Origin of the sequence: Thermoactinomyces sp. FSL K6-2592 (assembly GCF_038006465.1) — a bacterium.
In the GTDB taxonomy this organism is placed as follows: domain Bacteria; phylum Bacillota; class Bacilli; order Thermoactinomycetales; family Thermoactinomycetaceae; genus Thermoactinomyces; species Thermoactinomyces vulgaris.
The window spans coordinates 19,283-44,739 of record NZ_JBBOVH010000003.1 but is presented as its reverse complement, the minus strand read 5'-3'; the positions used below and the strand labels follow the sequence as shown (position 1 = coordinate 44,739).

The window sequence follows — 25,457 nt, the reverse complement described above, 5'->3', positions numbered from 1 at the left end:
AATGGCGGAAAATTCGGATAATAAAAATGGCAGCCGCAGAGGATTTCAGGAAATCCCCGTTGCTGTGAAAGTTTGTTGAGAGATCCGGCGCCCTTTTCCGTAAGGGATGCACAAGGGGGTGCCAAAAATCGGATCGGTTGTAACCTTGGACTTCAGTTTGAAAACTTCTTCCACCATGCGTTCGTTGACCACCTTTTCCGGAGCGCCTTGGGCATAGACGGTTTGGTTTTGAATGGCGACAATATGATGGGCATACCGGCAGGCCAAATTCAGATCATGCAGGACCATCACAATGGTACGTCCTTCTTTTTGATTAAGGTCAAACAAAAGATCTAAAATTTCAATTTGGTGAGTAACATCCAGATAGGTGGTCGGCTCATCCAACAGAATGATATCCGTGTCTTGAGCCAGGGTCATCGCGATCCAGGCACGTTGCCGTTGCCCTCCTGACAAGGAGTCCAAGGGATGATCGGCATATTCCGTCATTTGGGTCATTTTTAAAGCCCACATTACTTTTTCTTCATCTTCCTTGGACCATTGGCTGGCCCAGGTTTGATAAGGATAACGGCCTTGCTTGACCAGTTGCATCACGGTGAATCCTTCGGGGGTTTCGGGCCCTTGGGGAAGGATCGCCAACTGTTTGGCGATTTCTTTGGAAGGACGTTTGTGAATTTCTTTTCCATTTAAAGTGATTTGCCCTGCGATCGGTTTTAAAAGCCGCGCCAGCGAGCGCAGGAGAGTCGATTTCCCGCAGCCGTTGCTTCCGACAAAAACCGTGATTTTTCCATGCGGGATTTCCAAATTTAATTCCCGGATGATGGTGGAAGAGCCGTATGCCAGTGTCAATTGGTGAGCGATGATGCCTTTTTGCAATAGGAACGCCTCCAGTCAGCCCTTGATCGGACAGCATTTGCATTTGTCTTTCATTCTATGAGAATAATTTTCAATCGTCAACGTGATTAAAATTTGTAATCCATTTTATTCTTTTTAGATAAATGATATTTTCTATTTGACCCGGAGAGAGGGTTTGGATATATTAGTCTTTATGGTAGGGAAAGGGTTGCTTTTTTCTTGAAGGAATAAAGAGGAATGAACCGATGGGCGAATCGAAATATATATAAATTACGTGTACAATGTAGAGTAGGAATAAAAAAGGCGATTTTGTCCACAATAATTTTGCATGTGCTGTCGAAGATGAGCGAAACTTGATCAAAAGGAGTTTATACTCTTGAAAGTAATAAATTTCTGGGGAAATCAACGGTTGGCACAGTTTTTATTTTTATCCATTATCTTGACGCCATTGTTGCCGCCGGTTGCCCTTTTGTGCATTGCAGCAGCTGTTTTGTGGCATCGGAAAGAATACCGGTTTTTGAAATCCCTTGATTGGCCGGAGAAGGCTTTCATCGGGTTCATGCTGATTTCCGCGGTCAGCTGGCTGGTGGAACCTTCCTGGTTTTACGGGATTCCCGTCGGGTTGATTCCGATTGCCATGTTTGGGCTTTATTGGATGTTGGCGGTTTGGATCCGCCATTTGAGCTGGTCTTGGCAAGAAGTGCAAAAGACGTACCTTGCTTTTTGGCTGAGCGGTCTTTACATTGCGGTCATTGTTTTTATCCAGCAAATGGATTGGCATGTCATCAATGACTCCTTTGTAGGTAATATTTTACAATTTTACAATGATTTTCGTTTTCAATCGGAACGATCCGTCCGCAGCATCGGAACGTCGGGAAATTCCAATTTGACTGCCGCTTTGCTCATCTGTTTTTCCTTGATGAGCATTTATGCCGCATCCGTGTTGAAGAAAAAATGGCATAAGTTGATGGCATTTTTGATTTTCGGGGTTTATGTGACGGCGATTTGGTGTACGGGTTCCCGCGGTGCATGGGCCGGATTGCTCATCGGCTTGATTGTCCAGCTGTGGATGACGGGACACCGAAAACGAACTGTGACGATTACGCTTGCCATTTTTTTGCTGATTTCTTGTTTTCCCGAGCTGATCCCGCGCAAGGAAACCTTGCAGGCAACCATTGAAGTCCGTTTGGAAGTGTGGACAACCGCGTTCAAGATTTTCAGGGAACATTGGTTGCTCGGGGTGCTGCCCCTTCATTTCGGCCAACTTTTTGTCAAAGAAGCCGGATTTTATGTTTATCATGCCCATAACATTTTTTTGGGGGTTGCCAGTGAGTTCGGTGTGTTGGGGTTGGGGCTGTTTCTTTGGATGTTGCTTTTGACCATCCAACGGGCGAGGCGCTGGCGGAAGGTGGCCAACCAAAAAGAAGAAAAAAGGCTGGCCGGAATGCTCTTGTCTTTGACCATTGCTCTTTTGGGGCATGGAATGTATGACTATCCGATTATTGCTCCGCAGATCGGCCTGATGTTTATGCTTAGTGTCATTATCATTCATACTCAGTATGTTCGTCGTTGCGTCAATAAGCCGGACTGGAGCAAGTCTTCGGAACCCGAGCGGGAATTTCCCGCTTTTTCGGAGCGAAAAGTGATTTCATGGATCTTGCTCTTTATCCCGTATGAAGTGATGTACTGGATTTATCGCGTTTTTGTACACCGGAAAATCGAGTAGAAGCCGGGGAAATGCATTTCCCCGGCTTTTTTGTATTCATCCAAGAGGAACAAGAGTGTATAAAATCTGAAAAATTAGATCAGGATGGTACCATGAAAAAACTTTTTGGTTTGAGGTGGTACCCGTGAAATGGATACATATGCTTTGCTTTGTTTTGTCTTTCTCTCTGGCAGCCTGTTGGTTGGCCGGTGATGCCGGGGCCGAAAGCCTTGCGGAGGACGCGGTGGTGGTTCAAAAAGGGGATACGTTGACCCGGTTGGCGAGGAAATATGAGGTTTCCGTGAACGATTTGGTGCGGATGAACCACCTGAAGGATCCGGATAAGATCTATCCGGGACAAAAATTGCGGATCCGGAAAAAACAAGGATCCGTCCAATTGTCTGCCCATGCCATGCCGGCGATGAAAAGAGGGAAGGACCTCGGTGAATTTACGCTCACGGCCTACACGGCCGGACCGGAGTCGACAGGCAAACGGCCGGGTGACCCGGGGTACGGGATCACAGCCAGTGGAAGTCCGGTAATGGAAGGATTGACCATTGCCGTCGATCCGGATGTGATTCCCATCGGCTCCCGTGTTTACATTGAGGGAATTGGTTACCGGATTGCCCAAGACACCGGAGGGGCGATCAACGGGCGGCGGATAGACGTTTACATGGAAGATCTGGATGAAGCCCTTCAATTCGGAGTCAAGAGAAATGTCCGCGTCGAAATGGTGGAATGAGTTTTTTCCGTCTTGGGCGATGGTTCGTTCACCGGATCATTGCCGCCCTGCCAAAAATCCGATCCATAATTGTGAATTTTACGAACAATGGGCTTTTCCTGATGGAAAAGTCTTTTTTTTTGATTGGGGATGAGCATAAAATGAAAGGGAAAGGAGAAATCCGATGGAATTTTCACTTCCATTGCGTTATCCGTATTCATTTAAACTTACGACCAAACGCCTTCATTCATTTGAAAAAAGCATTTATCGTTGCCGACATGGCCGTTTTCAGCGTACCATTCACGGAAAGCACGGTCCGTTATTGCTCTCGGTAAGCTGTGACGAGGAGGATGTTGCCCTGAAGGTGGAGATCACCGGGAAGGTGGAGGAACAGGAAGAAGAAGGGTTCCGCAAAAAAGTGGCCCGCATGTTTTCCACCGAAGTGGACTTGCAACCGTTCTATGAACAAATGGAACAAGTCCCGGAGTTGGCCCCGGTGATCCTGGCACGGAAGGGATTGCATTTTGTGCTGGATCCCGACTTGCATGAGTGTTTGATCAAAACGGTCATCGGGCAACAATTGAATGTATCTTTTGCAGCTGTCCTCATTCGCCGTTTGATTGAACTGGCAGGGGATGAAGCCGAATTTCAAGGAGAACGATGGGCTGTTTTCCCGACCCCGGAACAGATTGCCCGGCTCAGGTATGAGGATTTGCAAGAGATCCAGTTCAATCGTCGCAAAGCAGAATACATTATCGATTTGTCGAGAAGGATAGCCGGCGGCAAATTGGATCTGGAGGCACTGGACAGATGTTCCGATGAGGAAGTCTTTGCCCGCTTGCTTCCAATCCGGGGGATTGGACGTTGGACGGCGGAATGTGTGATGCTATTTGGACTGGGGAGGCCCGATCTGCTCCCGGCCCAGGATATCGGGCTGAGAAATGCGGTCAAACAGTTTTATTCCATGCAAGAAAGACCGGATGAACCGACCATCCGGCAACTTGGCAGAAGTTGGTCCCCCTATGCCAGTTATGTTACTTTTTATTTATGGGATGCCCTGAGCGACCTGAAAAACGGGGAATAATGGAAATGGCAATGTCGATCGACATTTGTAAAGGAGAAGATGAAAGTGGCAAGGAAGAGAGCTCAACAAAAGAAGAAACGTGTTGCGGAAGTCGATGCCCATGGCATCTTGATGCGGGATCTCAAAGCGATGGCAGTGTGGACAGGGATTGCAATTCTTGCCATTACCGTCTTTGTGCTTGCCGGGCAGTTTCTATAAAAAAAACCGTTGACGAAACAGTGGTCGGAAAAACAGAAAAGCCCCTCCTTCAAAAAGGAGGGGCTGATTGTATTTCCTTACACTTCAAAGCCTTCTTTGACCAGTTTCGCTTCTTGTCCGTCTTCTAAGTGATATACCACACTGCGCGGATAAGCGAAGTCGATTTTGTATCTGTGCAAAACAAGAATGGTTTCTTTTCGGATCGCCCTTTCCAGTGCCCAAAATTGATCCGGTTCGCTGAGGGCGGTCAGAGTGAATGTGACCCCGCTTGCATCCATCGTGGTGATCCCCATGATTTCCGGTTCTTGAATCAGAGAAGAGGCAAACTTTTCTTGAATGTTTGCACAAACCTCTTCCAATGCTTCATTCACTTTTGACAAGTCGGATTCATAAGGAACCGTCACGTTGACAATGGCCCGCATCTGATCCCGGTTGTAATTTGTCACTTGGTTGATGTTACCGTTCGCGAGATAATGCAGCCGTTGGTTAAATTCACGAATTTTGGTGATGCGGAGGCCGACTTCTTCGACCGTTCCGCGGATTTGACCGTTGATTTCCACATAATCGCCGACTTCCAACTGTCCTTCGAAGATCATAAAAAATCCGCTGATGACATCCCGGATCAGATTTTGTGCCCCGAAACCGACCGCCAAGCCCAGAACCCCGGCACCGGCCAGCACAGGCAGCGGATCAAAGCCGAGATTGATTAAGATGGTGAGTGCGGATATAAAGTAAATGGCATAACGGGCAATGGATTTGATCAACTTGCGGAGGGTTTGCGCTTTTTTGGATTCCATCCGGCTGATGTCAAAAATTTTATCCACAATCCGGTCGACAAAGCGAAGTGCCACGATCGTCAAAACAACGATGAGCGCAATTTGACCGGCTGGAAGGACAATGTAAGACATCGGATCTTCAATCATCCGGGTCAACAGGGTTTTGGTTTGCACTGCCAATTCCCCGGCGGCCGCAATTTGTGTATTCAATGTTTGTTCCGTTATTCCATTCATTCTTTTACTTCTCCTCCGGTTTCATCAAGCGAATTTATGAAATGAATTGTTTTGTTTTTTTATCTAATTGTTCTCTGCTCATCCAACCAACATAAGCGTAAAAGATCTGGTGTTGATGGTCAAGTAAAGCAATGGCAAAAAAGGGATAATGCCTTTTATAATGGTACCGGACGTCCAGCCAGCGGACTTCATAACCGTAGGGACGTTCAAAGACTTTGGGATATCCGTAAGAAGTAAAAGAAAGGAAAGCACGGATGGGTTCGGCCTTTTTCGATTCCTTGACGGCCGGATGAAGCATATCTTTGGTCGGAAAACGGCCGGTCCAATGGATTCGTTTACTCCGAATTTCACCCACTTTTGCCATTTCCGGGGTTTCAACGATCAAATTCCACACATTCCAGCGAAAAGTGGGGGTCAGAGTGTATCTGCCGAGCACATTGACTTGTTTTTGTGCCATCCGGAGCAGATTTCGCTGTTGCCAAAACCGGAGCGCAATATAACCGGCGATTGCCAAATAGACCAGAAGGAAGATTTTTCCGCTTTGAGCCGGCCATATCCACCACAAGGCAAATCCGGCCAGATGAAGGGAGAAAATGAAAGGATCAAAGATGTTCAAAACGTTAAAAGTCACCCAGTTTCTGGATAACGGACGGAACGCCTGGGTTCCGTAGGAATTAAACAAATCAATAAAGATATGGATAAAGACGGCAAGAAAGCTCCATAAAAACGTGTGTAACACATTTATTTCCGGTAGCAGAAGAAAAAGCCCAAGGGTGATGAGACCGGGCCAAACCAAAAGCATTGGCAATGAATGGCTGAATCCCCGGTGATTCCGGATATATTTGGCATTTCCTTTCAGGCGGTAAAGCGTATCGATATCCGGTATTTCAGATCCGATCACGGTTGCCAACAGCACCGATTTCATTGTTTCAGGATCGGTTGTGACCGCCGGATCCAATTGAGCCAATCCGAAAAGTCCCACCCCCATCACAAAATGGGTTCCTGTATCCATTCTTAGACCCTCCTCCGGGACAGACTGAACAAATTTTATCAGATTTTTATAATGAAAAGATTGACGTAATCGATAAAATTTATTTTAATAAAGCAACTACTGTCCATAGTTTAAAGGAACGTTAAAATTCATTTATACAAATTGGGGTCAGGTCGTGTATGATGTTAATAACAGGATTTTCTGTATCATCTCATTCAGATTATAACCTTTGGAACCGAATTCATGCTAAAGGAGGACACTGATTGCCAAAAAGTCGCGATATTGATAAACATTTATCCATCAGTGAAGAAAAACGACATACTATTCAGACACAATTACTGGCGTGGTACGGACAAAACAAGAGAGATTTGCCGTGGCGAAAAAACAAAGACCCTTACCGAATCTGGGTTTCCGAAATCATGCTGCAACAAACCCGCGTCGATACGGTGATCCCTTATTTTGAACGGTTTATGAAGCTGTTTCCCACGGTGGAAGATCTGGCCAATGCCCCCGAAGAACAAGTGCTGAAGGCTTGGGAAGGTTTGGGCTATTATTCGCGTGTACGAAATTTGCACCAAGCCGCCAAGCAAATCGTTCATGAAGGCGATGGGAAAATCCCTTCAGATAAAAAATCCATTTTAAAATTAAAAGGAATTGGCACTTATACCGCCGGAGCGGTGTTAAGCATTGCGTTTGACCAAAAAATTCCGGCTGTGGACGGGAACGTGATGCGCGTTTTTTCCCGTTTGTTTGCCATCGAAGAGGATATTGCATCCGGCACCACCCGGAAAAAGATGGAGTCTCTGGTGGAGCGTGTCATGCCGGAAGAAGCCCCGGGGGATTTCAACCAGGCGTTGATGGATTTGGGGGCAACCATTTGCACTCCGGTATCACCCGGCTGCTTGCTCTGTCCGGTTCGTTCGGTGTGTGAAGCCTATGAAAAAGGGATGGAAGAACAACTTCCGGTCAAAAAAAAGGCAAAACCGCCGGTGCAACAAGAGATGGTGATGGTCTTTTTTCAACATCAAAACTTGTTTATCGGGGAGAAAAGGCCTGAACAAGGATTGCTTGCCGGGCTTTGGGGTTTGCCGACCTTTGAGATCCCCAAAGGAGATCATCATTTGACAATCATAGAAAAATTTTGCAAAGAAAATCGAATACCTGCTTTAAATTATATAATCAAAGGAGAATTTCAACATGTTTTCAGCCATCGCCATTGGAAGGTGACGGTGGTGGAAGTGGAGCTTAAAAATACCGGCTTTGATTTGCCAACGTCATGGTCATGGCTGGAAAAAGAGAAAAGAGAAGAAAAAACCTGGGCCAATGTTTACCACAAAGCGTTTAAAACAGAACGAAAAAAAGTCTGACGGATGGATGATAAAAGGGAGAGTGTGATTGTGGAGGAAAAAGAGAAGAAGCATGAGGAACATTCCTCTGAAACAAAATCTGAGTTGGAGATCCGTGTGGATGATGGAAAGAAGCCGGAAGGGACAGGAAGCGGAGAGCAGCAGGCATTTGGCGATCCGGGGGCATTTTCCCCGACCGGGGCTGAAGAGCATGCAAAGGCTGAACAAGCCCATGCGAAACCGGAAGCAATGAGCAATGAGCAAAACAAACCAAATGAGAAAGCGGACGGGACCCCGGCCGGCGTGCCGCAGGAAAGAGGAATCCGGGAAAGGATCAAGAGTGAAATCAAAAACACTCCCCGTCCCAAAAAGATTTTGGTGAGCACCATCATCGCATCCATGACGGTGGTGGCGATCCTGGGCTTTGGTGTTTACGGCCCGGCAGGGACGACGGAAGAAGTTGCTGCGGTTCAAACGGAGGAAGAAAAGAAAGATCCGGCCAAACTGATTTTGCAACATGAGGGCAAAAAATACGAGTTGGATTTGTGGCAATTGGGTTATGATGGAAAAAGTCCGGAAAGTGTGGATATGAAAAAATTAACCGAATGGTTGGACAGCGTCCGCAAGGAAGTGCGTGTCGAACCGAAGAATGCCCGGTTTGAGAACAACCGTTGGGGGGAGACCCTGATCAAGGGAGAATACGGAGAAGACATGGATGTGGAAAAAATGAAGGAATGGCTGAATAATTGGCATGCTTCCTTGAATCAACCGTATACGATCCCCATGGTTGAGGTGAAACCGGAGGTGACCAGCAATGATTTGCGCCAAGTGGATAAAAATTTGATCGGAAGCTACACCACCAAATTCAACCCAGGAAACGTCAACCGGACCACGAATATGCAGCTGGCCTCCAATGAGATTCATAATTTGGTCATGTTGCCCGGCGAAAAATTTTCATTCAACCAAGTGGTGGGAGAGCGCACTGAAGCAAGAGGATATAAAACCGCTCACGTGATTGTCAAAGGAGAATATACCGAAGGCATTGGCGGAGGCATTTGCCAAGTCTCTTCCACGTTATACAACAGTACGGACCGTGCCGGATTGAAAATGTTGAGAGTGGTCCATCACAGTGCAGATGTCGATTATGTGCCCAAAGGCCGGGATGCCACGGTTTCATGGGGCGGTCCGGATTTCCGCTTCCAAAACAATCTGGATGCTCCGATTCTTTTGAGGATCTTTATCAACGGCGGGGAACTGACGGCAAATGTTTATACGGTTCCCGGAGCCAAAGTGAAAAAGCGCAATGTGGCGCCGGCACCCGAATCCTTTACGGAAGTGGTCGTTGATCAGAGCGGAAAGGAAGTGCCGCAGTCTTAAACAAAAAACACCCTTCGGCCAAGATGAACGGGTCAAAGGGTGTTTTTTGTTCAGCCGGTTGGTTTTCATCCAACATGGCCGTGTCGGAAATAAGCACCAGATCGCATTGAAAACGTTTTTTGTATCTCTGTAAACAAGGGATGAGATGAGGACTGCCGATTTCTTCTTCTCCTTCAATCAGGAATTTCACATTCACGGGAAGACGTCCCTGCAAGACGAATTCAGAGGCTGACGCTGACCCGGGTGGTCAGTCCTTTTTGCTTATGGAACAACTGCGCGGCATGCATGATTTATACCGGTTATGCACCAAAGTGAATCCGCAAGGAATGCGTTTTGCAAATCACAACAAAAATAAAAAGATCTGGAAAAAAGTGATTGAAAGAAGAGGGGGCAGGATAAAATAAAGAAAAAGGAAAATTTTGCTGTTTTCTGAGTGTTCCGGCGGGGGTGGTAAGTGATGAAACATGTGTCTGTGGGGGTTCGCAAGCATTGGTTTTTATGGGTATTCCGCGGGTCGGCTCTTCTTCATTTTGTCACCGTTCTTTTTGTCATGTTCGTTCTTTTCCAACTGTCTCAGGGGTCCTGGCTCAGACGGTTCCGTTTTATGCAGGCGAATGAGGTCCTGGTGACGATCTCCTGGATTAGCATTCTGATTGCCGTTTTGTCCATTCTGGCCGTTTTCACCATCTTGTTGTTCACCCTCGACCGGCAATATCGCGTGATTTTGCAGTGGGGTTGGTTTATTCAATTGATGGGCAGCCTTTCCTTATTCATCCATGTCTTTATACAAATGTTTGTCTATCCATTGCTGATGAAAATGGCTTGGGAGACAACCAATCCGCTCTTGTTTCATCATCTGGATGATTGGGAACATTTACTTGTCCCCGCGATCAGCGTCTTTGTCCCCTCTTGTTGGGCCGTCGGCGGGTTGATCTATACCGCCGTGATGTTCCGGTCATCGGGTCTTTCCCGCTTGCTTCATTGGTGGTCGTTGCTGGTTTGGGTCATGGTTCTGACCGGGGCGGTCTTGGTGCGGTGGGTCGGTTCTGCGGCGGTTTTCTGGCAGGGGGCTGCCATCCTTTTGTTTGTCCCGTGGCTTTGGTATGCGGCTGAAGATATGAATCCGATTGGAAATGAAATGGATTGAAATAAAATTAGTTCTTGAGGTAAAATAAATAAGCCGAGAATGGGATCTGAAGCGGGGGGAAAAAATGATACGCTTACGTTCTTTTCGATTGTCAGATGTACATGATGTATCAAACATTTGGCAAATGACAGCTTCTCGCGAGCAGGAAAAAGAAACGTTGCAAGTGTTGGCGGAACAAATCAGCTTGGACCGGGATTTGGTGATCGTGGCTGAAGAAGAAGGAACAGTGGTTGGTGCGATTGTTGGTACGATTGATCAACAAACGGGCTTTTTTTATTGTCTGGCTGTCCATCCTGACCATCAAAAGAGAAAAATTGGCACCATGTTGGTCCGTGAGTTGGAACATCGTTTTTGGAAAAAAGGAGTCAAAAGGATTTGGATCACAGTCGATGAAGGAACGAAAAAACTGCTCCCATTTTATCAACATCTCGGCTATACCAATAGTTGCTCCACTCGCTTGGAAAAAGAGTTGTATTCTGTCTTTCAAAGGCGTCAAACCGTTTCATAATTTTTTATGCTTTGAGTTTCTGCCGAAAGGCAGAGATTTTTTTGTGTCCAAATCCTTTTTTGGACCCCAAGCCTATTTAAGGATATCTGTTTTAAGTTAAGATTACTACACTTTGAATGCGCTTTCAAATTAAAATTATTTGAACGGTTTATTTTTTTGCCTGTTCCGCTTTTTTGAAAAGATGAACCGGCTTTCTTGTTTTGTTTTTTGTTATGTAAATTTTAATGATTCATCAAAAAATTATTAAATGTGTTTGGATGAATGCATTTGCTTTTTGCTTTCTCTTTTCTGCAAGCTCAAAACGGTTGCCGGGGTGGGGGCCGGGCCGTGATCTCCGGTTGACATCCCGATCGCAATGATTCATAATAGTTAGCAGAATTTCATGATCAGTGAGAAAAAACCGTTCGTACAACCGATATATGTTGGAAACGCGATGACGAGGGCCAGTAAAACATGACAAGCCGTACAGAGAGTAAAGCCCGCCGGTTGAGAGGCTTTGCCGGTGTTGTCTGTTTGAACCCACCCTTGTATGCGGAAGATGATGAATCTATCCGGGTTTTCCCGTTACAGATAAAAAGCCGGGCACAATGGATGTGCCAACAAAGGTGGTACCGCGGAAGACAAACCTCTTTCGTCCTTTAGGCGAAAAGAGGTTTTTTATTTTGAAACAAAGAGGAGGGATTTTTGATGCTTGCACACAAGACCATCGGGTTTATCGGCGCCGGATCCATGGCGGAAGCGATTTTGGAAGGGCTGATCACGGAGAAGAAGGTGAAGCCGCATCAAGTGAGCATGGTGAACCGGCAAAACCGCACGCGCATCAAAGAAATATGTCAAAAATACGGGCTTGATTGGACGAAGCAAAGCGAAGAAAATGTGGCCGGGGCAGAGATTGTGATTCTTGCGGTAAAACCCAAAGATACGGTCGAAGTGTTGAAAAAATGGGGAGAGCGTTTACAGGACGGACAAATTTTAATCTCTGCGGTGGCGGGAATCACCACGGAATTCATTGATAATTATTTACAAAATCGCGTTTCGGTGATGCGGGTGATGCCAAACACCTCTTGCCGGGTGGGGCGATCGGCCACGGCGATGAGCAAGGGAAGCCGGGCGACCCGGGAAGCGGTTGAGATCACAAGAGAGATTTTTTCCACTATCGGCTTGGTGGTCATGGTGGAAGAAGCTTTGATGGATGCCGTGACGGGCCTGTCGGGAAGTGGTCCGGCTTATATCTATACCATGACGGAAGCCATGGAGTCTGCCGGGGTATCGGCCGGTTTGGATCCGGAAACAGCCCGGATCTTAACGGTTCAAACTTTGCTGGGAGCGGCACATATGCTCATGGAAAGCGGAAAAAATGCCAGGCAGTTGTGTGAAGAAGTCACATCTCCCGGAGGCACCACCATGGCCGGTTTGCAGGCATTAAGGGATTATCGCTTTGACGAAGCGGTGAAAGCGGCCGTGCTGAAGGCGGCGAAGCGGGCGGGTGAATTGGGCAAACAACATGCTTCTTATTGAAATGTTGAGAGTCCATGACAAGGCGGGTTCATGGACTCTTTTTCATGCCGGAGTCCGGTTTTCCCTGAAGTTGATTTAGTAAGGGATTTTTCTTTATTACAGAAAAAAATTAAATTCAGAGTTTTGGGTGTTTTATTTTATGTTATTTTTGGAAATAAAAAGACTAGAAACTTCATTGAGAGGAATGGAAAAGAGCCAAAAAAGACGGTGATGCCATCGGAGGAGCGGATGATAAAACTACGTGTTTTTGGGTGTATTTGCCAAAAATACGTCATTTTGTTAACAAATGTTGGGTTTATGCTTGCAATTGACAGGGGAAAAGTGGTAGAACAAGATGATGTGAGTGAAAATTCCTTGGTTTGGCAATAGGTTTCTTTTTTAAAAAAAAGATTCATTCTTTGTCTTCACCGTGTCGTCAGAAACCTTTTGCTCCGCGTCTGCTTCCTTCCGGTATCACCGGTACCTTGCGAGAATTGGGGGTAGATGATGGAGTGAATGAACATGGACTTGGTGAAACGATTGTATAAATGGGTGTTTGTGCTCATCTATGCAATCTTGTTTTCCTGGGCGGTCAACCATTACGGGATTGCACTATCCGTTGTGAACGGGACATCAATGAAGCCGACACTTCATGACGGGGACTATCTCCTTGTGAACAAATTTACATTCTTGTGGAATGAACCAAAACGGGGAGATATCGTCACGTTTCAAGATCCATCCAATCCCGGGCGTTATTTGGTGAAAAGGGTGGTGGGTGTCGGAGGGGACATCATTGAAGTGAAAAATGGATATTTATACCTGAACGGGAAAAAAGCAGTCGAAGAGTATATTGACACCAAGATCGAAGACGGGGATTTCGGACCCGTCCGGGTAAAGCCGGGGACAGTATTCGTCATGGGAGATAACCGGCACCGGTATGCCAGCAAAGACAGCCGTTATGAAAGCGTGGGATTTGTTCCCTGCGAATTGATCAATGGAAAAGTGGAACGGATCTTATGGCGGTCTTTGTCCGGTTCTTCCCTTTAAAGCCATAAAGGAAACAATTTGGAATAGGTATAAAAGTCGAAAATTGTTCACAGAATTGAAATTGCGTAATTGCTTAAATGTCGCATAATAGGTAAGTGTTTACTTTTATTGATTTTCCCCGGAATTCAATCCCGTTAAAAATAACCCGTCTTTTGGACGGTCAAAAGGACGGCCCATAAACATACAAGAATCAAAGAAAATGAACTTGGAGGTTATGGATATGGATCTATTGAACAAAACACGACGCATTTCCAAAATTTTGCAAAGAAACGCAGGTCACAACCTGGTGGATTTTGATGAGGTTGCAGAAGCGCTTTGTGACATTATCGGCGCCAACATCTATGTCGTCGGGCCTGAAGGAAAACTGTTGGGAATGGCGATCAACCATGACGTCGAGAATGAACGGATGAATCAGTATTTGAAAACCCGTGAATTCCCGCCGGAATATGCAAAATTGCTCATGGAAGTTGACAAATCCATGACAAACGTGGATGTGGACAGCCCGTACACGGCTTATCCGACTGAAATGAAAGAGATGTTCAAAAACGGGTACACCACGATTGTTCCGATCATGGGTGGCGGTGACCACTTGGGAACATTGGTATTGTCCCGTCTGAACAATAAATTTGAAGAAGACGATTTGATCTTGGCAGAGTATGGGGCAACCGTCGTGGGAATGGAAATTTTGCGTGAGCGTGCCGGCCAAGTTGAAGAGGAAGCACGGAGCCGTGCGGTTGTACAGCTGGCCATCAACTCCCTGTCCTTCAGCGAGTTGGAAGCGGCTGAACACATTTTCAACGAATTGGATGGCATGGAAGGGCTCTTGGTCGCAAGCAAAATTGCCGACCGTGTGGGAATTACACGTTCCGTCATCGTAAATGCTCTGCGCAAACTGGAAAGTGCCGGGGTTGTGGAATCCCGTTCATTGGGAATGAAAGGAACCTACATCAAAATCCTGAATCCGAAATTGTTGCCGGCTTTGGAAAAAGCCCGTCACTGATGGATAAAACACCGGTCCCTTGTTCAAGGGGCCGGTGTTTTTTGCCATGTATGTTTTGCAATGGTTGTCTGTACGGACGAAAGGGGAGATCTTCCCCTTATTGGTGATCCGATTCTTGTACCCTGTTATAATAGAAGTCAGTTCTTAACATACAGGGGTTGAAAGAAATGGGTAGCATGAAGCGATATCTTCAATTTGTCAAGCCATATTGGAAAGAAATCACTCTGACGATGATCATCGGGATCGTGAAGTTCGGGATTCCGTTGCTTCTTCCACTGCTTTTGAAATATGTGGTGGATGATTTGCTTTTGTCATCGTTGCCGGCTCAGGATAAGATACAAAAATTGATGTGGGTGATGTTGGCGGCCCTTTTTGTGTTCACGGTGATCAGAATTCCGGTGGAATATTTCCGGCAATACTTTGCCCAATGGACTGCAAGCAAAGTATTATTTGACATACGCAACAAACTTTTTGATCATATTCAAAAGTTATCCTTGCGGTATTACCAAAATCACAAAGTGGGGCAAATCATTTCCCGGGTCATTCACGATGTGGAACAAACCAAAGAATTTGTGATTACCGGCATGATGAATATCTGGCTGGATTTATCCACCCTGCTTATTGCCGTCGGTTTCATGCTTTGGCTGGATCCGTGGATGACACTGATTTCTTTGTCAGTCTTTCCGTTGTATGCCATCTCCGTCAAGTACTTCTTCCAAAATATGCGAAGAACCACCAAAGAGCGTTCACAGGCTTTGGCTGAATTGCAAGGGCATTTGCATGAGCGGGTCCAAGGCATTTCAGTCATCCGTGCGTTCCATTTGGAAAATCACGAACAGAAACAGTTTGAACAGCGAAACCGGCATTTCTTGGACAAAGCCCTCAACCAAACCCGCTGGGTGGCCAAAACGTTTGCAGCCATCAATACCATCACCGATCTGGCCCCCATTCTGGTGATTGGCGTGTCCGGTTACCTGGTGGTTCAAGGACGGCTGACCATTGGTGAAATGACGGCTTTTTACGGATACATGGGATTGATTTACAACCCGATCCGGCGCTTGGTGAACTCTTCAACCACACTGACCCAGGCTTTTGCATCGATGGACCGGGTGTTTGAGTTTGTGGATGAGCCTTATGACATCACCGATTTGCCGGATGCTAAAAACGTTGAACGGGTTAAGGGGGAAATTATCTTTGACAATGTCAGTTTCCGTTACCACGAGAATCAGGATTATGTGTTGGAAGACATTGATCTGAAAATCGCTCCGGGACAAACTGTTGCATTGGTGGGTCCAAGCGGCGGAGGAAAATCATCTTTTATTTCCCTGATTCCGCGTTTCTATGATGTCGATCAAGGACAAATCCGCATCGATGGCCGTGACGTCCGCTCTTTTACTTTAAACAGTTTGCGGAAACAAATCGGGATGGTTTTGCAAGAAAACATCTTGTTCAGCGGGACGGTCAGCGAAAATATCCGGCTGGGAAAAGTGGATGCATCCTTTGATGAAATTGTTGAGGCGGCCAAAGCGGCCAATGCCCATGACTTTATCCAAGAGCTTCCCCAAGGGTACGATACTGAAATTGGCGAACGGGGCATTAAATTGTCAGGAGGGCAAAGGCAGCGGATTGCGCTTGCCCGTGTCTTTTTGAAAGACCCGTCCATTCTGATTTTGGATGAAGCAACCTCGGCACTGGATTTGCAAACGGAGCACTTAATCCAGGAATCTTTGGAGCGTTTGGCCAAAGACCGCACCACTTTGATCGTTGCCCACCGTTTGTCGACGATTACCCATGCCGACCAGATTTTTGTCATTGACCATGGCCGGTTGATCGAACATGGCACACATGATGAATTGATGCGCCGAAACGGCAAATATGCCGAGCTTTACCGGGTGCAAAACTTCGACCACGGGACATCGGCGGAAGCGGACCGGAAGCTTACCACGTGATGGAGGGGAAACATGCAGAAAAGATTTGAGATCCATGCAGAAGAGGATATTTTCCACATACGGAGTGAAGTGAGGGAAATGGCAAAGGAAATTGGTTTTGACGAACTGGAACAATCGCGGATTGTCCAATCCATGTCGGAATTGGCCCAAAATGTGGTGCAATATGCTGACAAGGGGATTTTGACCATTTCCCCGGTAAAGGAAGAAGGGGGACGCAAAGGGTTGAAGATTCAAGTCCGTGACGAAGGGCCGGGATTAAACAACCTGGAAGAATTGGCAAAAGGAAAAGCCCGGCAAGTCGGGGAAACTTCCGGCCTTCAGCATGTATATATGCTGATGGATGAGTTAAGGCAAATTCCGGTTGAATCCGGCACTTGCCTCGAAGCGGTCAAATGGTTGAAAAACAAACCCATTATTTCATAATCCACCCATTAAAAAACCTTATTTTGGATAAGCCGGCCATTTGGTTTCCATTGCCGTTGCAGGCCGGGAAAAATGTTCACAAATATGTCATCTTCCGCTTGGAACAATCGATTAGACTAATGAGTGAAAAGGTTTTTTGCAGAAAAAAGGGCCGCGAGGGCAATAATAAAAAATGAAGGAAACTGTTTGATCGCACGGCAGCGCTTTTACCTGCTCTTGCACGAAGGGGTTCTATCATCTAAAATGATGATGGTAATTAGGCAAAAAGTATCTCTTTTTTTGCAACATGCCCGAGAAAGAGAACAAAAGAGCATGTAAAGGAATTTGTGTTTTTTTCTTTGTTTGTATTATGTTAAATTATATTGTTCCCTTTCTTCAACAGTCATTTCCAGTTGAAGATGGTTTCTTGGTAGAAAGGAGGTTTGTACGGGTGAACCATACTGTGTCCGAGCAAACCGCATCTGAGCAGATGTTAGATTCTGTGGAATCGAAAAATAAAGCCTCCTGGCGTGATTATATAGAAATTACGAAACCGGGGATTAATAAGAGTAATTTGATTGCCACGTTTGCAGGGTATTTTGTAGCGGCGGGATTGACGGATTTGAATCTGGTCACTTTGATCCTGACTTTGCTCGGAACCGCACTTACGATTGCAGGCAGTTGCACATTGAACAATTTTATCGACAGGGACATTGACCCGTTGATGGAACGTACCAAGAGCCGCCCGGTGGCTGACGGAAGAATCAAACCGGCTACCGCTTTATGGTATGGTCTGACATTAACCCTTTTGGGACTCATGTTATTGGCTGTCGGTGTGAACATTCTTGCTGCATTTGTTGCATTTATCGGGGTAATGGTATATGTTTTGATTTATAGTTTATGGTTAAAAAGAACCAGTACTTTAAACACAGTGGTTGGCGGGATTTCAGGAGCTGTTCCGCCGATGATCGGTTGGGTTGCGGCCAATCCGGCCATCGATTTGAATGCTTGGGCACTCTTTCTCATTTTGTTTATGTGGCAACCTCCTCACTTTTTTGCCCTTGCGATGCGGCGTGTGGAAGAGTACCGTCAGGCAGGAGTTCCGATGTTGCCGGTCGTCAAAGGGTTTCATGAGACCAAGAAACAAACACTGTTCTTTACGATTCTTTTGCTCCCTTCTTCTTATTTGTTGTTTTACACAGGGACTTTGGGTTGGTTTTATCTGATTGTGTCACTTGTGCTGGGTGGGATTTATGTCGTTTTATCCATCCGCGGCTTTTCTGCAAAAGATGATATCAAGTGGGCAAATCAGATGTTTTTTTATTCTTTGATTTACTTGACGGTGATTTTGCTTTCGATGGTGATCGATGTTTTGATTCGTGATTTGATGCGCATTTTATAAATACGATACAGTGCTTATCATGAGCTTGATATAAATAGATTTGATGCACTGTGAAAATGATTGGTCCGGCTTCGGTTGATCGGGGTCGGATCAACCTTACAGAAAGCGAGGTAGGAAATGTGGTGAGTCGAAAAGGCGCATGGCGAGTATTAAGTTTATTCGCAATTATGTCTCTGGCTCTCACTGGATGTTCCGGGGTTGACGGGTTCAGTGTTTTGAAACCGAAAGGGACATCAGGTGAGATGTCGCTTGATATGATTAAATTAGCCTTATTCATCATGTTGGGCGTCTTTGCTGTCGTTATATCCATCTATATTTACGTGCTGATCCGGTACAGAAAACGGAAAGGCAAAGATGTGATGCCGGAACAAGTTCATGGAAACAATGTTCTGGAAATCGTCTGGACTGCTATTCCGATCATTTTGCTTACGATATTGGCAATTCCGACGGTCAAATACACGTTTAACATGTCGGAAATAAAAGCTTCGGAAGACTCCCTCACGGTAAAGGTGACGGGGTATCAGTATTGGTGGGAGTTTCAGTACCCTGACCTGGGAATCAAAACAGCCCAAGAGCTACATATCCCGGTAGGGAAAAAAGTGAATTTGATTATTGAAGGAAAAGATGTTTTGCACTCCTTCTGGGTTCCCGCGCTCAGCGGAAAAGTGGACGTCGTTCCAGGACGCACAAACACCTTGCCGTTGGATGCGAAAGAACCGGGTGTTTATCAAGGGAAATGTGCAGAATTGTGTGGAGCGGGCCATGCTTTAATGGACTTTAAAGTGATCGCTCAAGAAGAAAGCGACTTTAACAAATGGGTGGCACAAATGCAACAACCGTCCACCGTTCAAACCGCCCAGCAAAAACAAGGGGAAGCATTGTTCAACCAAAACTGTCTGGGTTGTCATGCCGGAACAAACAAAAACATCAAAGGTCCGGATTTGACCAAGTTTGGAACACGTTCCACCATTGCAGGGATTTTGCCGCATGACGAAGAGAATCTGAAAAAATGGCTGAAAGACCCGACTGCGGTGAAACCGGGTGCGCAAATGCCGAAAATTGACTATTTAGAACCGCAAGAAATGGAAGCGCTTGTGGAGTATTTGATGAGCAGAAAATAACTTTTCACACATCGTATCGTAACGGATCACGTTAGAAGGAGGGAACACCATGGGTACGCTCTTAATATTGATCGTCTTTGCTCTTTTCATATGGGCGATCTTTACGGGAGGCTATAATAAAAATTTACTCAGTCTCGTAAAGAAGAGCAAAGTTTGGGAATGGCTTACCACGGTGGACCATAAGAAAATCGGGATCATGTATTTTATTTCCGGGATCGTTTTCTTTGTCATCGGGGGAATTGAAGCCTTGTTGCTGCGGTTGCAGCTGATCGTGCCCAATAACGATTTTATTGTTGGCGACACCTTTAACCAAGTGTTAACCATGCACGGAACCACGATGATTTTCCTTGCAGCAATGCCTTTGATTTTCGGATTGATGAACGTGGTGGTTCCGCTTCAAATCGGTGCGCGTGATGTTGCGTTTCCGTTTTTGAACTCACTCGGGTTCTGGCTTTTTACAGCGGGTGGAGTCATTTTAAACCTCAGCTGGATTTTTGGGGGTGCACCCGATGCCGGTTGGACTTCCTATGTGGGATTGGCCTTGAATGAATACAGCCCCGGACCGGGTGTGGACTACTATGTGATCGGTTTGCAGATTTCCGGGATCGGGACGTTGCTCAGCGGGATCAACTTCCTGGTGACCATTATCAACATGCGGGCTCCCGGAATGACATTCTTGAGATTGCCGCTGTTTACATGGACGACGTTTGCAACGTCCGCATTGATCATTTTTGCCATGCCGCCATTAACTGTCGGCTTGTTGCTGTTGATGTTTGACCGCTTGTTTGGTGCGAACTTTTTCGATTACACGATGGGCGGCAGCGCCGTGCTGTGGCAACACTTGTTCTGGATTTTCGGGCATCCGGAAGTATACATTGTGATTTTGCCGGCGTTTGGAATCATGTCCGAAGTTATCAGCACGTTCTCGAAAAAGCGCTTGTTCGGATATACCTCCATGGTCTTTGCAACGGTTTTGATTTCTTTCCTCGGGTTCATGGTGTGGGTTCACCATATGTTTACCGTTGGACTGGGACCGGTTGCTAACTCCATTTTCGGGATTGCGACCATGACCATTGCGATTCCGACGGGGATCAAGGTCTTCAACTGGTTGTTTACCATGTGGGGAGGGGAAATCCGCTTTAAAACCGCCATGTTGTTTGCCCTCGGGTTCATTCCCACCTTTGTGATGGGGGGTATGACCGGGGTAATGGTGGCTTCGCCGCCTGCAGACTTCCAATACCATGACACTTATTTCGTCGTGGCGCACTTCCACTATGTATTAGTCGGAGGAACCGTCTTTGCATTATTTGCCGGTGCCTATTATTGGTGGCCGAAAATGTTCGGGAAACTGTTAAACGAAAAATTGGGTAAAGTTCACTTCTGGACTTTCTTTATCGGTTTCCATCTGACCTTCTTCCCGCAACACTTCTTGGGACTGTTCGGTATGCCGCGCCGGGTGTTTACCTACCAGGCAGGGGCCGGATTGGAAACCTTGAACTTCATCAGTACCATTGGCGCACTCTTCATGGCAATTGGTACGATCGCGTTTGCACTGAATATTGTTCTGACTTTCAAAAAAGGCGAAAAAGCATCGGGAGACCCGTGGAATGGACGGACTTTGGAATGGTCGATTCCTTCGCCGGCTCCGGAATATAACTTTAAACAAACGCCTTTGGTGCGTGGTTATGATGCATGGTGGCTTGAAAAGCAGGCCGGAAACAAAGAAATGCAACCGGCTGAACCGTTGGGCCCCATTCATATGCCATCCCCGACCTATATTCCTCTTTTGATGGCATTAGGCTTGTTTGTAGCCGGTTTGGGATTCATTGCCCGTGGCGATTTCAGCGCGGCGATTATCGGGATCATTGTCGTCTTCATTGCCATGTTTATGCGCTCGTTTGAGCAGGATCATGGCTATCATATCGATCCGGAGGAAATTGACAAAGAAAAGGGGGTTAAGGCATAATGGCAGCCCAAACGGAAGCGGCCCAAAAGCCTCAACATCTGGAAACGGCCACGCTGGAAGGGAAAAACAAAGTCTTGGGCTTTTGGCTCTTTTTAGGAGCCGAAACCGTCTTGTTCGCTTGTTTGTTTGGTTCTTATTTGGCTCTTCGCAGCCAAAACATGGGCGGACCGGACAGTACCGAGTTGTTTGACTTGGAACTGGTTGCGGTCACCACGGCAATTCTTTTGACAAGCAGTTTGACCAGTGTGCTTGCGATGGTGAAAATGAACCAGCGCCATTTGAAAGGAACACTGGTATGGCTCGGAATCACGGTTCTGCTTGGTCTGGCTTTTTTGGTGCTGGAAATTTATGAGTTCATTCATTATGTGAGCTTGGGGCATACTTTCATGAGCAGTGCTTTTGGTTCCGCTTTTTATGCCCTGGTCGGTACCCATGGTGCGCACGTCACATTCGGGCTTTTCTGGATCTCGGGGTTGATGATTCAGGCAGCCAAACGTGGGATCACAAAGGAAACGGCGCCAAAATTGTTCCTTTCCAGTTTGTATTGGCACTTTATTGACGTGGTTTGGGTGTTTATCTTTACCCTGGTTTATCTTTTGGGAAAGGTGGGCTAAACGGTGGCACAACAAGTCAGTCAGTCTTCAAACGAGCAGTCTGCCCATAAATCAGAGCGCGTGACGAAGCATCTCATTTCGTTTGCCGTGATGATCGTGTTGACAGCGGCTGCTTTTTACCTGGTCGCCACCGATGTGGCACCGGAACACCTGGTCTTGCCGGTTCTTTTGATCTTGGGTGCGGTGCAGGTGTTTTTGCAGTTGTTTACGTTTATGCATCTGGATCAAAAAGGAACGGCTTTCTACAGGATATTTATTGTGGCAGGCATTTTCTTCGCAGTCATCAGTGCTGTGGGAATCTTTTTGATGTAAAGGTCATTGCAAAAGCCTCTTGTTGGATAGCAAGAGGCTTTTGTTTTTGTATATAATGGCTCTGGATATATAAAAGAATTATAGATTAAAAATCATTTATTTTATGTTAAATTGATCACGTTTCGAAAAAACAGGAGGAAACATGAATAATCTGTTGAGAGATCAACTCCTAACCAACCCAAAGACCTTTTTGCGCTCCATTCCTTTTATGAAAGTGTCTGAGGGAATTGCCATCGGGGCGGTCACCGGACTGGGTTATTTTTCGGCTTATTTGTCCGATGTCAGTTACAAGGCTTATTTTGGATTGCCTGCCCTTTATGCGAGTGTGGGGTTAAATGCCATCATTCTCTCCATTTTTGCGTTTGTGATCATGTCGCTTGTGCTTTTGGCCTATTTGCAATACCCGATCGTGGCCCGGTATGGAAAATGGGTTTTACCCGTTTTTTTGCCCGGGGCGGTGGCATTTATGCTCGGGTTGCGGTTGGATTTTGAGTTCCATTATTCGGTGGAAGTGCTTTTGTTTTTCTTTTTGTTGTATGTTGCTTTTACATATGCGTTGATCCGGATGGTTTCCAAGCGAAAATGGTTCATTGCCGGGCTGATTTTCATGGTTTTGGTGATTTCCATTTCCAGGGCTTGTGGCTATTTGATTGCTTTAAACCAAAAGGAATATCTGGTGTTCATGGAGGAACCAAGGCCTTATGCAGTGGTGGATGTCAACGGGGAAGCCATGATTATGATGCCTGTTGATTTAAAGAAAAAAACACTCCTGCCGGAATACCGGTTTGTGGATCAAAAAGCGGAAATGGAGAATTCGATTCCTTTGAAAAAAATGAATATTGGTCCTCTTCATGTGCAGGGAACCCGGCCGTGAAAGGACAAAAATTAAAAAACACCGATAGCTTGGACTATGCGGTGTTTTTCATCGTTTATGCATATTCATAAAAAATCACTGAACGTTTTGTATTTCCTGGATACTTGTGTGTCCACATATTCTTTCCACATTTGCTTTGCACATTCTTTTGAACAAATGGGGGATTCAAAGCTGATTTCAACATAGTATGCTTCTTTCCCACAGATTGAACAAGGAGCCGTTTTGTTAGCGGGCAAAAGAATGTCTTCACCATGCAAATCATCTTTATAATTCAACAGAATCATCCTCTCCTTATTCGGTTTTGTGGTGTCCCACTTCCGCTAAGGAGGAATTGATTGAAGCAATCAATTTCTCTTAAGCTTATTTTCTCATATTTCCCATGAGATCTAAAGCCTTTTTTTGTAGAGTCACAAGAGATTTCAGATGATTACAAAGCAATAACCGGCCACGATGGAAAAGAACGCAAAATTTTGACGGGTTTACTGTAAAAAATGAGAAATTCAAGATCCGGGCCAAGCCGGTTTAAGGCGCGTGTTTGACGGTCGGTTCCCCGGCTTTGCCGTTTGCCGCTTTATGTGATTGATTTTGGAGTTTTTTTTGTTGGAATAACAAGCTTTCTTCTTTGACACGCAAAAGCAAAACGAGGAACGAAGATGATTCTTCAAGATGAGGCGCATGCGCCGAATTTTCAAACCAAATCATGTCTTTTACGGGGGCATCAAGCTGCTCGTAAAATTGTTCCTGCAGCTCAAAAGGAGAGTAAAAATCATAACGGCCCACACAGAAATAAGCCGGAACCTTCAGTTCTTGAATTTCTTCAAAAAGATTGACTTGCAGCAGTTGGGGCATGAGCCGTTTGAAAGAAGTCCGATAGCCCCGGATCCATTTAATCCAGTCCAAAAGTGTATACTCCGAAGAAAAGAACCCTTTGGCCAAATATTGAAAAAGGTTTCCCTTCCGAATCAATCCCCCGAAACGAGTCAGCCACTTGTGTTGTACAAGCACATGGCGCAAATCTTTATATGGTGGATAGCCGATGCGTTTCAAAGCACGCATCGCCAAGAATTTCCGGTTGTGTCGAGCATGAATCAATACAAACTGATACGAGAGCAGTGCGCTTTTTTGCACATCGGTCATTTGGCCGATGCCGATGTAGGCGTGGAGCAAAGACGGATATTTTTTGGCAAAGCGTGCTCCGATGATGCTGCCCCAGGAGTGTGCAGCCAAATAGATTTTTTTCTGTTTAAAGCGTTCCAAGAGGATTTGAACCAATTCATGAGTATCTGAGACGAACTGGTCAAGATTGATGGTTTTTGGATCCATTTTTGCGGAAAAAGATTTTCCGGCTCCCCGTTGATCCCAATGAACCACGATAAAGTGCTTTTCCAGTTCTTCTTGATAATGCCTCATAAACCCGATTGGCGCAAATCCAGGACCCCCGTGCAAAAACAAGAGAATTGGATGGCTGGTGTCTTGGCCCCGTATCATAATGGATTGCTTTGCGATTCCCAGTTGAATCGTTTCAATGGTTGCCGTTCCATTCTCCAGCGTTTTGTTGGGGGTTTGACTCTTAAACATTTGTTTCCCTGCCTTTTCATCATAATCAATGGATAAATATGTCGGGATAAAATAATTCTGCATTTCTCCGGGGTTTCCTTCAAAAAAACGGGATTTTAATCTAAATTACAGAACGGAATGATCGGATCACACGAAAAAACAGCCGGATTTTGCAAACGATAAAGGGGCAGAAACGGAATAATTTTAATCAAGTTCCTTCTTTTTTCATGTTTTTGCGGGATGTTTACGGAGTCGTTAAAAAGGGGTAAATTGTGTTTGAGTAACTGGCAACAAAATGAATTCTTGCGGACAGATGGCAATCTTTGTGATTGGAAAAAATTAATTTCAAAGAGTATAAATGGAATGAGGCGGCTGTTGATTTGGGATGACGCGACAAGGGTTTTGGAAAGGGGGAAAGATGGTTGCGAAGATGGACGGTATGCGGATGGATTCTTTTGGTTTCTTTTTTGTTGTCAAGCGGTGAAACCTGGGCCAATGAGATGGGCTGTCATTCATTTGAGAACTGGAGCGAGTCGCAGAAATATTTTGAAGAAAAAGGCGGATCCAAACATCTGAATATCGATGGCTTGGACAGTGACCAAGATGGATTGGCTTGTGAAGAGTTGATCGGCTTTGATCCCGGCCACATCAATCCGAACAATGACCGGCGACCGGATGCCAACAAGGGCAATGATTCCGCGGAAAAAGGCGTTTGGGTGGAGATTTTGTCGGTGCTGAAAAAATGGTGGCGTCAGTGGTTGGATTAAAAAAGCCCCG

26 protein-coding genes are annotated in these 25,457 nt (G+C 45.8%); 21 read left to right on the top strand and 5 right to left on the bottom strand.

What is annotated here, in order from left to right; translation table 11 throughout:
• Positions 1–45: 45 nt before the first annotated feature.
• Entirely contained in the window at positions 46–873 is an 828-nt protein-coding gene (locus NYE37_RS12950) for an ABC transporter ATP-binding protein (protein WP_049719587.1), read from the bottom strand.
• Between the two features lie 355 nt (positions 874–1,228).
• Here NYE37_RS12950 and NYE37_RS12945 point away from each other — a divergent pair, with 355 nt between their 5' ends.
• The 4 genes from NYE37_RS12945 (at position 1,229) to NYE37_RS12930 (ending at position 4,560) form a co-directional block, all read left to right on the top strand.
• Entirely contained in the window at positions 1,229–2,578 is a 1,350-nt protein-coding gene (locus NYE37_RS12945) for an O-antigen ligase family protein (protein ID WP_037996176.1), read from the top strand.
• Positions 2,579–2,702: 124 nt separating this feature from the next.
• Positions 2,703–3,299 (top strand): 3D domain-containing protein, encoded by a 597-nt coding sequence (locus NYE37_RS12940; protein WP_049719588.1) that lies wholly within the window; start codon positions 2,703–2,705, stop codon positions 3,297–3,299.
• Positions 3,300–3,462: 163 nt separating this feature from the next.
• A complete protein-coding gene (locus NYE37_RS12935; protein ID WP_049719589.1) occupies positions 3,463–4,362 on the top strand; it encodes a DNA-3-methyladenine glycosylase family protein in 900 nt (299 codons plus the stop codon).
• A 45-nt stretch (positions 4,363–4,407) separates the two neighbouring features.
• Positions 4,408–4,560 carry a hypothetical protein gene (locus NYE37_RS12930; RefSeq protein ID WP_165489714.1) on the top strand — a complete coding sequence of 51 codons (153 nt, stop codon included), beginning with the start codon at positions 4,408–4,410 and terminating at the stop codon, positions 4,558–4,560.
• A gap of 77 nt (positions 4,561–4,637) precedes the next feature.
• On the opposite strand, the gene NYE37_RS12925 is transcribed toward NYE37_RS12930, so the two are convergent.
• Together NYE37_RS12925 and NYE37_RS12920 are read right to left on the bottom strand one after the other, a co-directional pair.
• On the bottom strand, positions 4,638–5,570 hold the full coding sequence (locus tag NYE37_RS12925; RefSeq protein WP_049719590.1) for a mechanosensitive ion channel family protein: 933 nt from the start codon (positions 5,568–5,570) through the stop codon (positions 4,638–4,640).
• 34 nt (positions 5,571–5,604) lie between these two features.
• The gene (locus NYE37_RS12920; RefSeq protein WP_198051119.1) at positions 5,605–6,582 is read right to left on the bottom strand and encodes a metal-dependent hydrolase; all 978 of its coding nucleotides are present in this window, start codon (positions 6,580–6,582) and stop codon (positions 5,605–5,607) included.
• A 242-nt stretch (positions 6,583–6,824) separates the two neighbouring features.
• Between NYE37_RS12920 and mutY the strand changes: the two genes are divergently transcribed.
• The 16 genes from mutY to NYE37_RS12840 all read left to right on the top strand — a co-directional run bounded on the left by mutY (position 6,825) and on the right by NYE37_RS12840 (position 23,123).
• On the top strand, positions 6,825–7,928 hold the full coding sequence (gene mutY, locus NYE37_RS12915; RefSeq protein WP_206760065.1) for an A/G-specific adenine glycosylase: 1,104 nt from the start codon (positions 6,825–6,827) through the stop codon (positions 7,926–7,928).
• 3 nt (positions 7,929–7,931) lie between these two features.
• Positions 7,932–9,284, top strand: coding sequence for a VanW family protein (locus NYE37_RS12910; protein ID WP_049719592.1), 1,353 nt, complete (start codon positions 7,932–7,934; stop codon positions 9,282–9,284).
• Positions 9,285–9,741: 457 nt separating this feature from the next.
• The gene (locus NYE37_RS12905) at positions 9,742–10,431 is read left to right on the top strand and encodes a hypothetical protein (RefSeq protein ID WP_037996169.1); all 690 of its coding nucleotides are present in this window, start codon (positions 9,742–9,744) and stop codon (positions 10,429–10,431) included.
• Between the two features lie 64 nt (positions 10,432–10,495).
• On the top strand, positions 10,496–10,939 hold the full coding sequence (locus tag NYE37_RS12900) for a GNAT family N-acetyltransferase (protein ID WP_082240699.1): 444 nt from the start codon (positions 10,496–10,498) through the stop codon (positions 10,937–10,939).
• A gap of 687 nt (positions 10,940–11,626) precedes the next feature.
• Positions 11,627–12,457, top strand: a complete 831-nt coding sequence (gene proC, locus NYE37_RS12895) for a pyrroline-5-carboxylate reductase (RefSeq protein WP_037996166.1) — start codon at positions 11,627–11,629, stop codon at positions 12,455–12,457.
• A 30-nt stretch (positions 12,458–12,487) separates the two neighbouring features.
• Positions 12,488–12,826 carry a hypothetical protein gene (locus NYE37_RS12890; protein WP_037996164.1) on the top strand — a complete coding sequence of 113 codons (339 nt, stop codon included), beginning with the start codon at positions 12,488–12,490 and terminating at the stop codon, positions 12,824–12,826.
• A gap of 132 nt (positions 12,827–12,958) precedes the next feature.
• Positions 12,959–13,483, top strand: coding sequence for a signal peptidase I (lepB, locus tag NYE37_RS12885; RefSeq protein WP_049719594.1), 525 nt, complete (start codon positions 12,959–12,961; stop codon positions 13,481–13,483).
• A 220-nt stretch (positions 13,484–13,703) separates the two neighbouring features.
• Positions 13,704–14,483: a GTP-sensing pleiotropic transcriptional regulator CodY gene (gene codY / locus NYE37_RS12880; RefSeq protein WP_037996159.1), complete on the top strand. Its 780-nt coding sequence runs from the start codon at positions 13,704–13,706 to the stop codon at positions 14,481–14,483.
• A 167-nt stretch (positions 14,484–14,650) separates the two neighbouring features.
• Positions 14,651–16,432, top strand: a complete 1,782-nt coding sequence (locus tag NYE37_RS12875; RefSeq protein WP_049719595.1) for an ABC transporter ATP-binding protein — start codon at positions 14,651–14,653, stop codon at positions 16,430–16,432.
• Between the two features lie 12 nt (positions 16,433–16,444).
• Entirely contained in the window at positions 16,445–16,855 is a 411-nt protein-coding gene (locus NYE37_RS12870; protein WP_037996158.1) for an ATP-binding protein, read from the top strand.
• A 430-nt stretch (positions 16,856–17,285) separates the two neighbouring features.
• Entirely contained in the window at positions 17,286–18,236 is a 951-nt protein-coding gene (cyoE, locus tag NYE37_RS12865) for a heme o synthase (RefSeq protein ID WP_231564613.1), read from the top strand.
• A 167-nt stretch (positions 18,237–18,403) separates the two neighbouring features.
• Complete coding sequence (gene coxB / locus NYE37_RS12860; RefSeq protein ID WP_049719596.1) at positions 18,404–19,357, top strand: cytochrome c oxidase subunit II; 954 nt, start codon at positions 18,404–18,406, stop codon at positions 19,355–19,357.
• 196 nt (positions 19,358–19,553) lie between these two features.
• Complete coding sequence (gene ctaD / locus NYE37_RS12855) at positions 19,554–21,323, top strand: cytochrome c oxidase subunit I (protein ID WP_231564615.1); 1,770 nt, start codon at positions 19,554–19,556, stop codon at positions 21,321–21,323.
• Complete coding sequence (locus tag NYE37_RS12850; protein ID WP_037996154.1) at positions 21,323–21,937, top strand: cytochrome (ubi)quinol oxidase subunit III; 615 nt, start codon at positions 21,323–21,325, stop codon at positions 21,935–21,937. Before ctaD ends, NYE37_RS12850 begins: the two co-directional genes overlap by 1 nt.
• 3 nt (positions 21,938–21,940) lie before the next feature.
• Positions 21,941–22,249, top strand: coding sequence for a cytochrome C oxidase subunit IV family protein (locus NYE37_RS12845; protein WP_049719597.1), 309 nt, complete (start codon positions 21,941–21,943; stop codon positions 22,247–22,249).
• A 142-nt stretch (positions 22,250–22,391) separates the two neighbouring features.
• A complete protein-coding gene (locus NYE37_RS12840; RefSeq protein ID WP_037996153.1) occupies positions 22,392–23,123 on the top strand; it encodes a hypothetical protein in 732 nt (243 codons plus the stop codon).
• Positions 23,124–23,188: 65 nt separating this feature from the next.
• Here NYE37_RS12840 and NYE37_RS12835 read toward each other — a convergent pair whose 3' ends face one another.
• Positions 23,189–23,398: a hypothetical protein gene (locus NYE37_RS12835; protein ID WP_131470860.1), complete on the bottom strand. Its 210-nt coding sequence runs from the start codon at positions 23,396–23,398 to the stop codon at positions 23,189–23,191.
• A gap of 247 nt (positions 23,399–23,645) precedes the next feature.
• On the bottom strand, positions 23,646–24,764 hold the full coding sequence (locus tag NYE37_RS12830) for an alpha/beta fold hydrolase (protein WP_340712070.1): 1,119 nt from the start codon (positions 24,762–24,764) through the stop codon (positions 23,646–23,648).
• Between the two features lie 338 nt (positions 24,765–25,102).
• Between NYE37_RS12830 and NYE37_RS12825 the strand changes: the two genes are divergently transcribed.
• Positions 25,103–25,447 (top strand): hypothetical protein, encoded by a 345-nt coding sequence (locus tag NYE37_RS12825; protein ID WP_037996151.1) that lies wholly within the window; start codon positions 25,103–25,105, stop codon positions 25,445–25,447.
• Positions 25,448–25,457 lie beyond the last annotated feature (10 nt).

Bases quoted from the DNA above. Each gene is read 5' to 3' on its own strand.
- NYE37_RS12935 (WP_049719589.1), top strand. From the start codon at position 3,463: ATGGAATTTTCACTTCCATTGCGTTATCCGTATTCATTTAAACTTACG.
- NYE37_RS12925 (WP_049719590.1), bottom strand. From the start codon at position 5,570: ATGAATGGAATAACGGAACAAACATTGAATACACAAATTGCGGCCGCC.
- NYE37_RS12920 (WP_198051119.1), bottom strand. From the start codon at position 6,582: ATGGATACAGGAACCCATTTTGTGATGGGGGTGGGACTTTTCGGATTG.
- NYE37_RS12910 (WP_049719592.1), top strand. From the start codon at position 7,932: ATGGATGATAAAAGGGAGAGTGTGATTGTGGAGGAAAAAGAGAAGAAG.
- NYE37_RS12905 (WP_037996169.1), top strand. From the start codon at position 9,742: ATGAAACATGTGTCTGTGGGGGTTCGCAAGCATTGGTTTTTATGGGTA.
- NYE37_RS12900 (WP_082240699.1), top strand. From the start codon at position 10,496: ATGATACGCTTACGTTCTTTTCGATTGTCAGATGTACATGATGTATCA.
- proC (WP_037996166.1), top strand. From the start codon at position 11,627: ATGCTTGCACACAAGACCATCGGGTTTATCGGCGCCGGATCCATGGCG.
- NYE37_RS12890 (WP_037996164.1), top strand. From the start codon at position 12,488: ATGGACTCTTTTTCATGCCGGAGTCCGGTTTTCCCTGAAGTTGATTTA.
- lepB (WP_049719594.1), top strand. From the start codon at position 12,959: ATGGACTTGGTGAAACGATTGTATAAATGGGTGTTTGTGCTCATCTAT.
- codY (WP_037996159.1), top strand. From the start codon at position 13,704: ATGGATCTATTGAACAAAACACGACGCATTTCCAAAATTTTGCAAAGA.
- NYE37_RS12875 (WP_049719595.1), top strand. From the start codon at position 14,651: ATGGGTAGCATGAAGCGATATCTTCAATTTGTCAAGCCATATTGGAAA.
- NYE37_RS12870 (WP_037996158.1), top strand. From the start codon at position 16,445: ATGCAGAAAAGATTTGAGATCCATGCAGAAGAGGATATTTTCCACATA.
- coxB (WP_049719596.1), top strand. From the start codon at position 18,404: ATGTCTCTGGCTCTCACTGGATGTTCCGGGGTTGACGGGTTCAGTGTT.
- ctaD (WP_231564615.1), top strand. From the start codon at position 19,554: ATGTATTTTATTTCCGGGATCGTTTTCTTTGTCATCGGGGGAATTGAA.
- NYE37_RS12850 (WP_037996154.1), top strand. From the start codon at position 21,323: ATGGCAGCCCAAACGGAAGCGGCCCAAAAGCCTCAACATCTGGAAACG.
- NYE37_RS12840 (WP_037996153.1), top strand. From the start codon at position 22,392: ATGAATAATCTGTTGAGAGATCAACTCCTAACCAACCCAAAGACCTTT.
- NYE37_RS12830 (WP_340712070.1), bottom strand. From the start codon at position 24,764: ATGCAGAATTATTTTATCCCGACATATTTATCCATTGATTATGATGAA.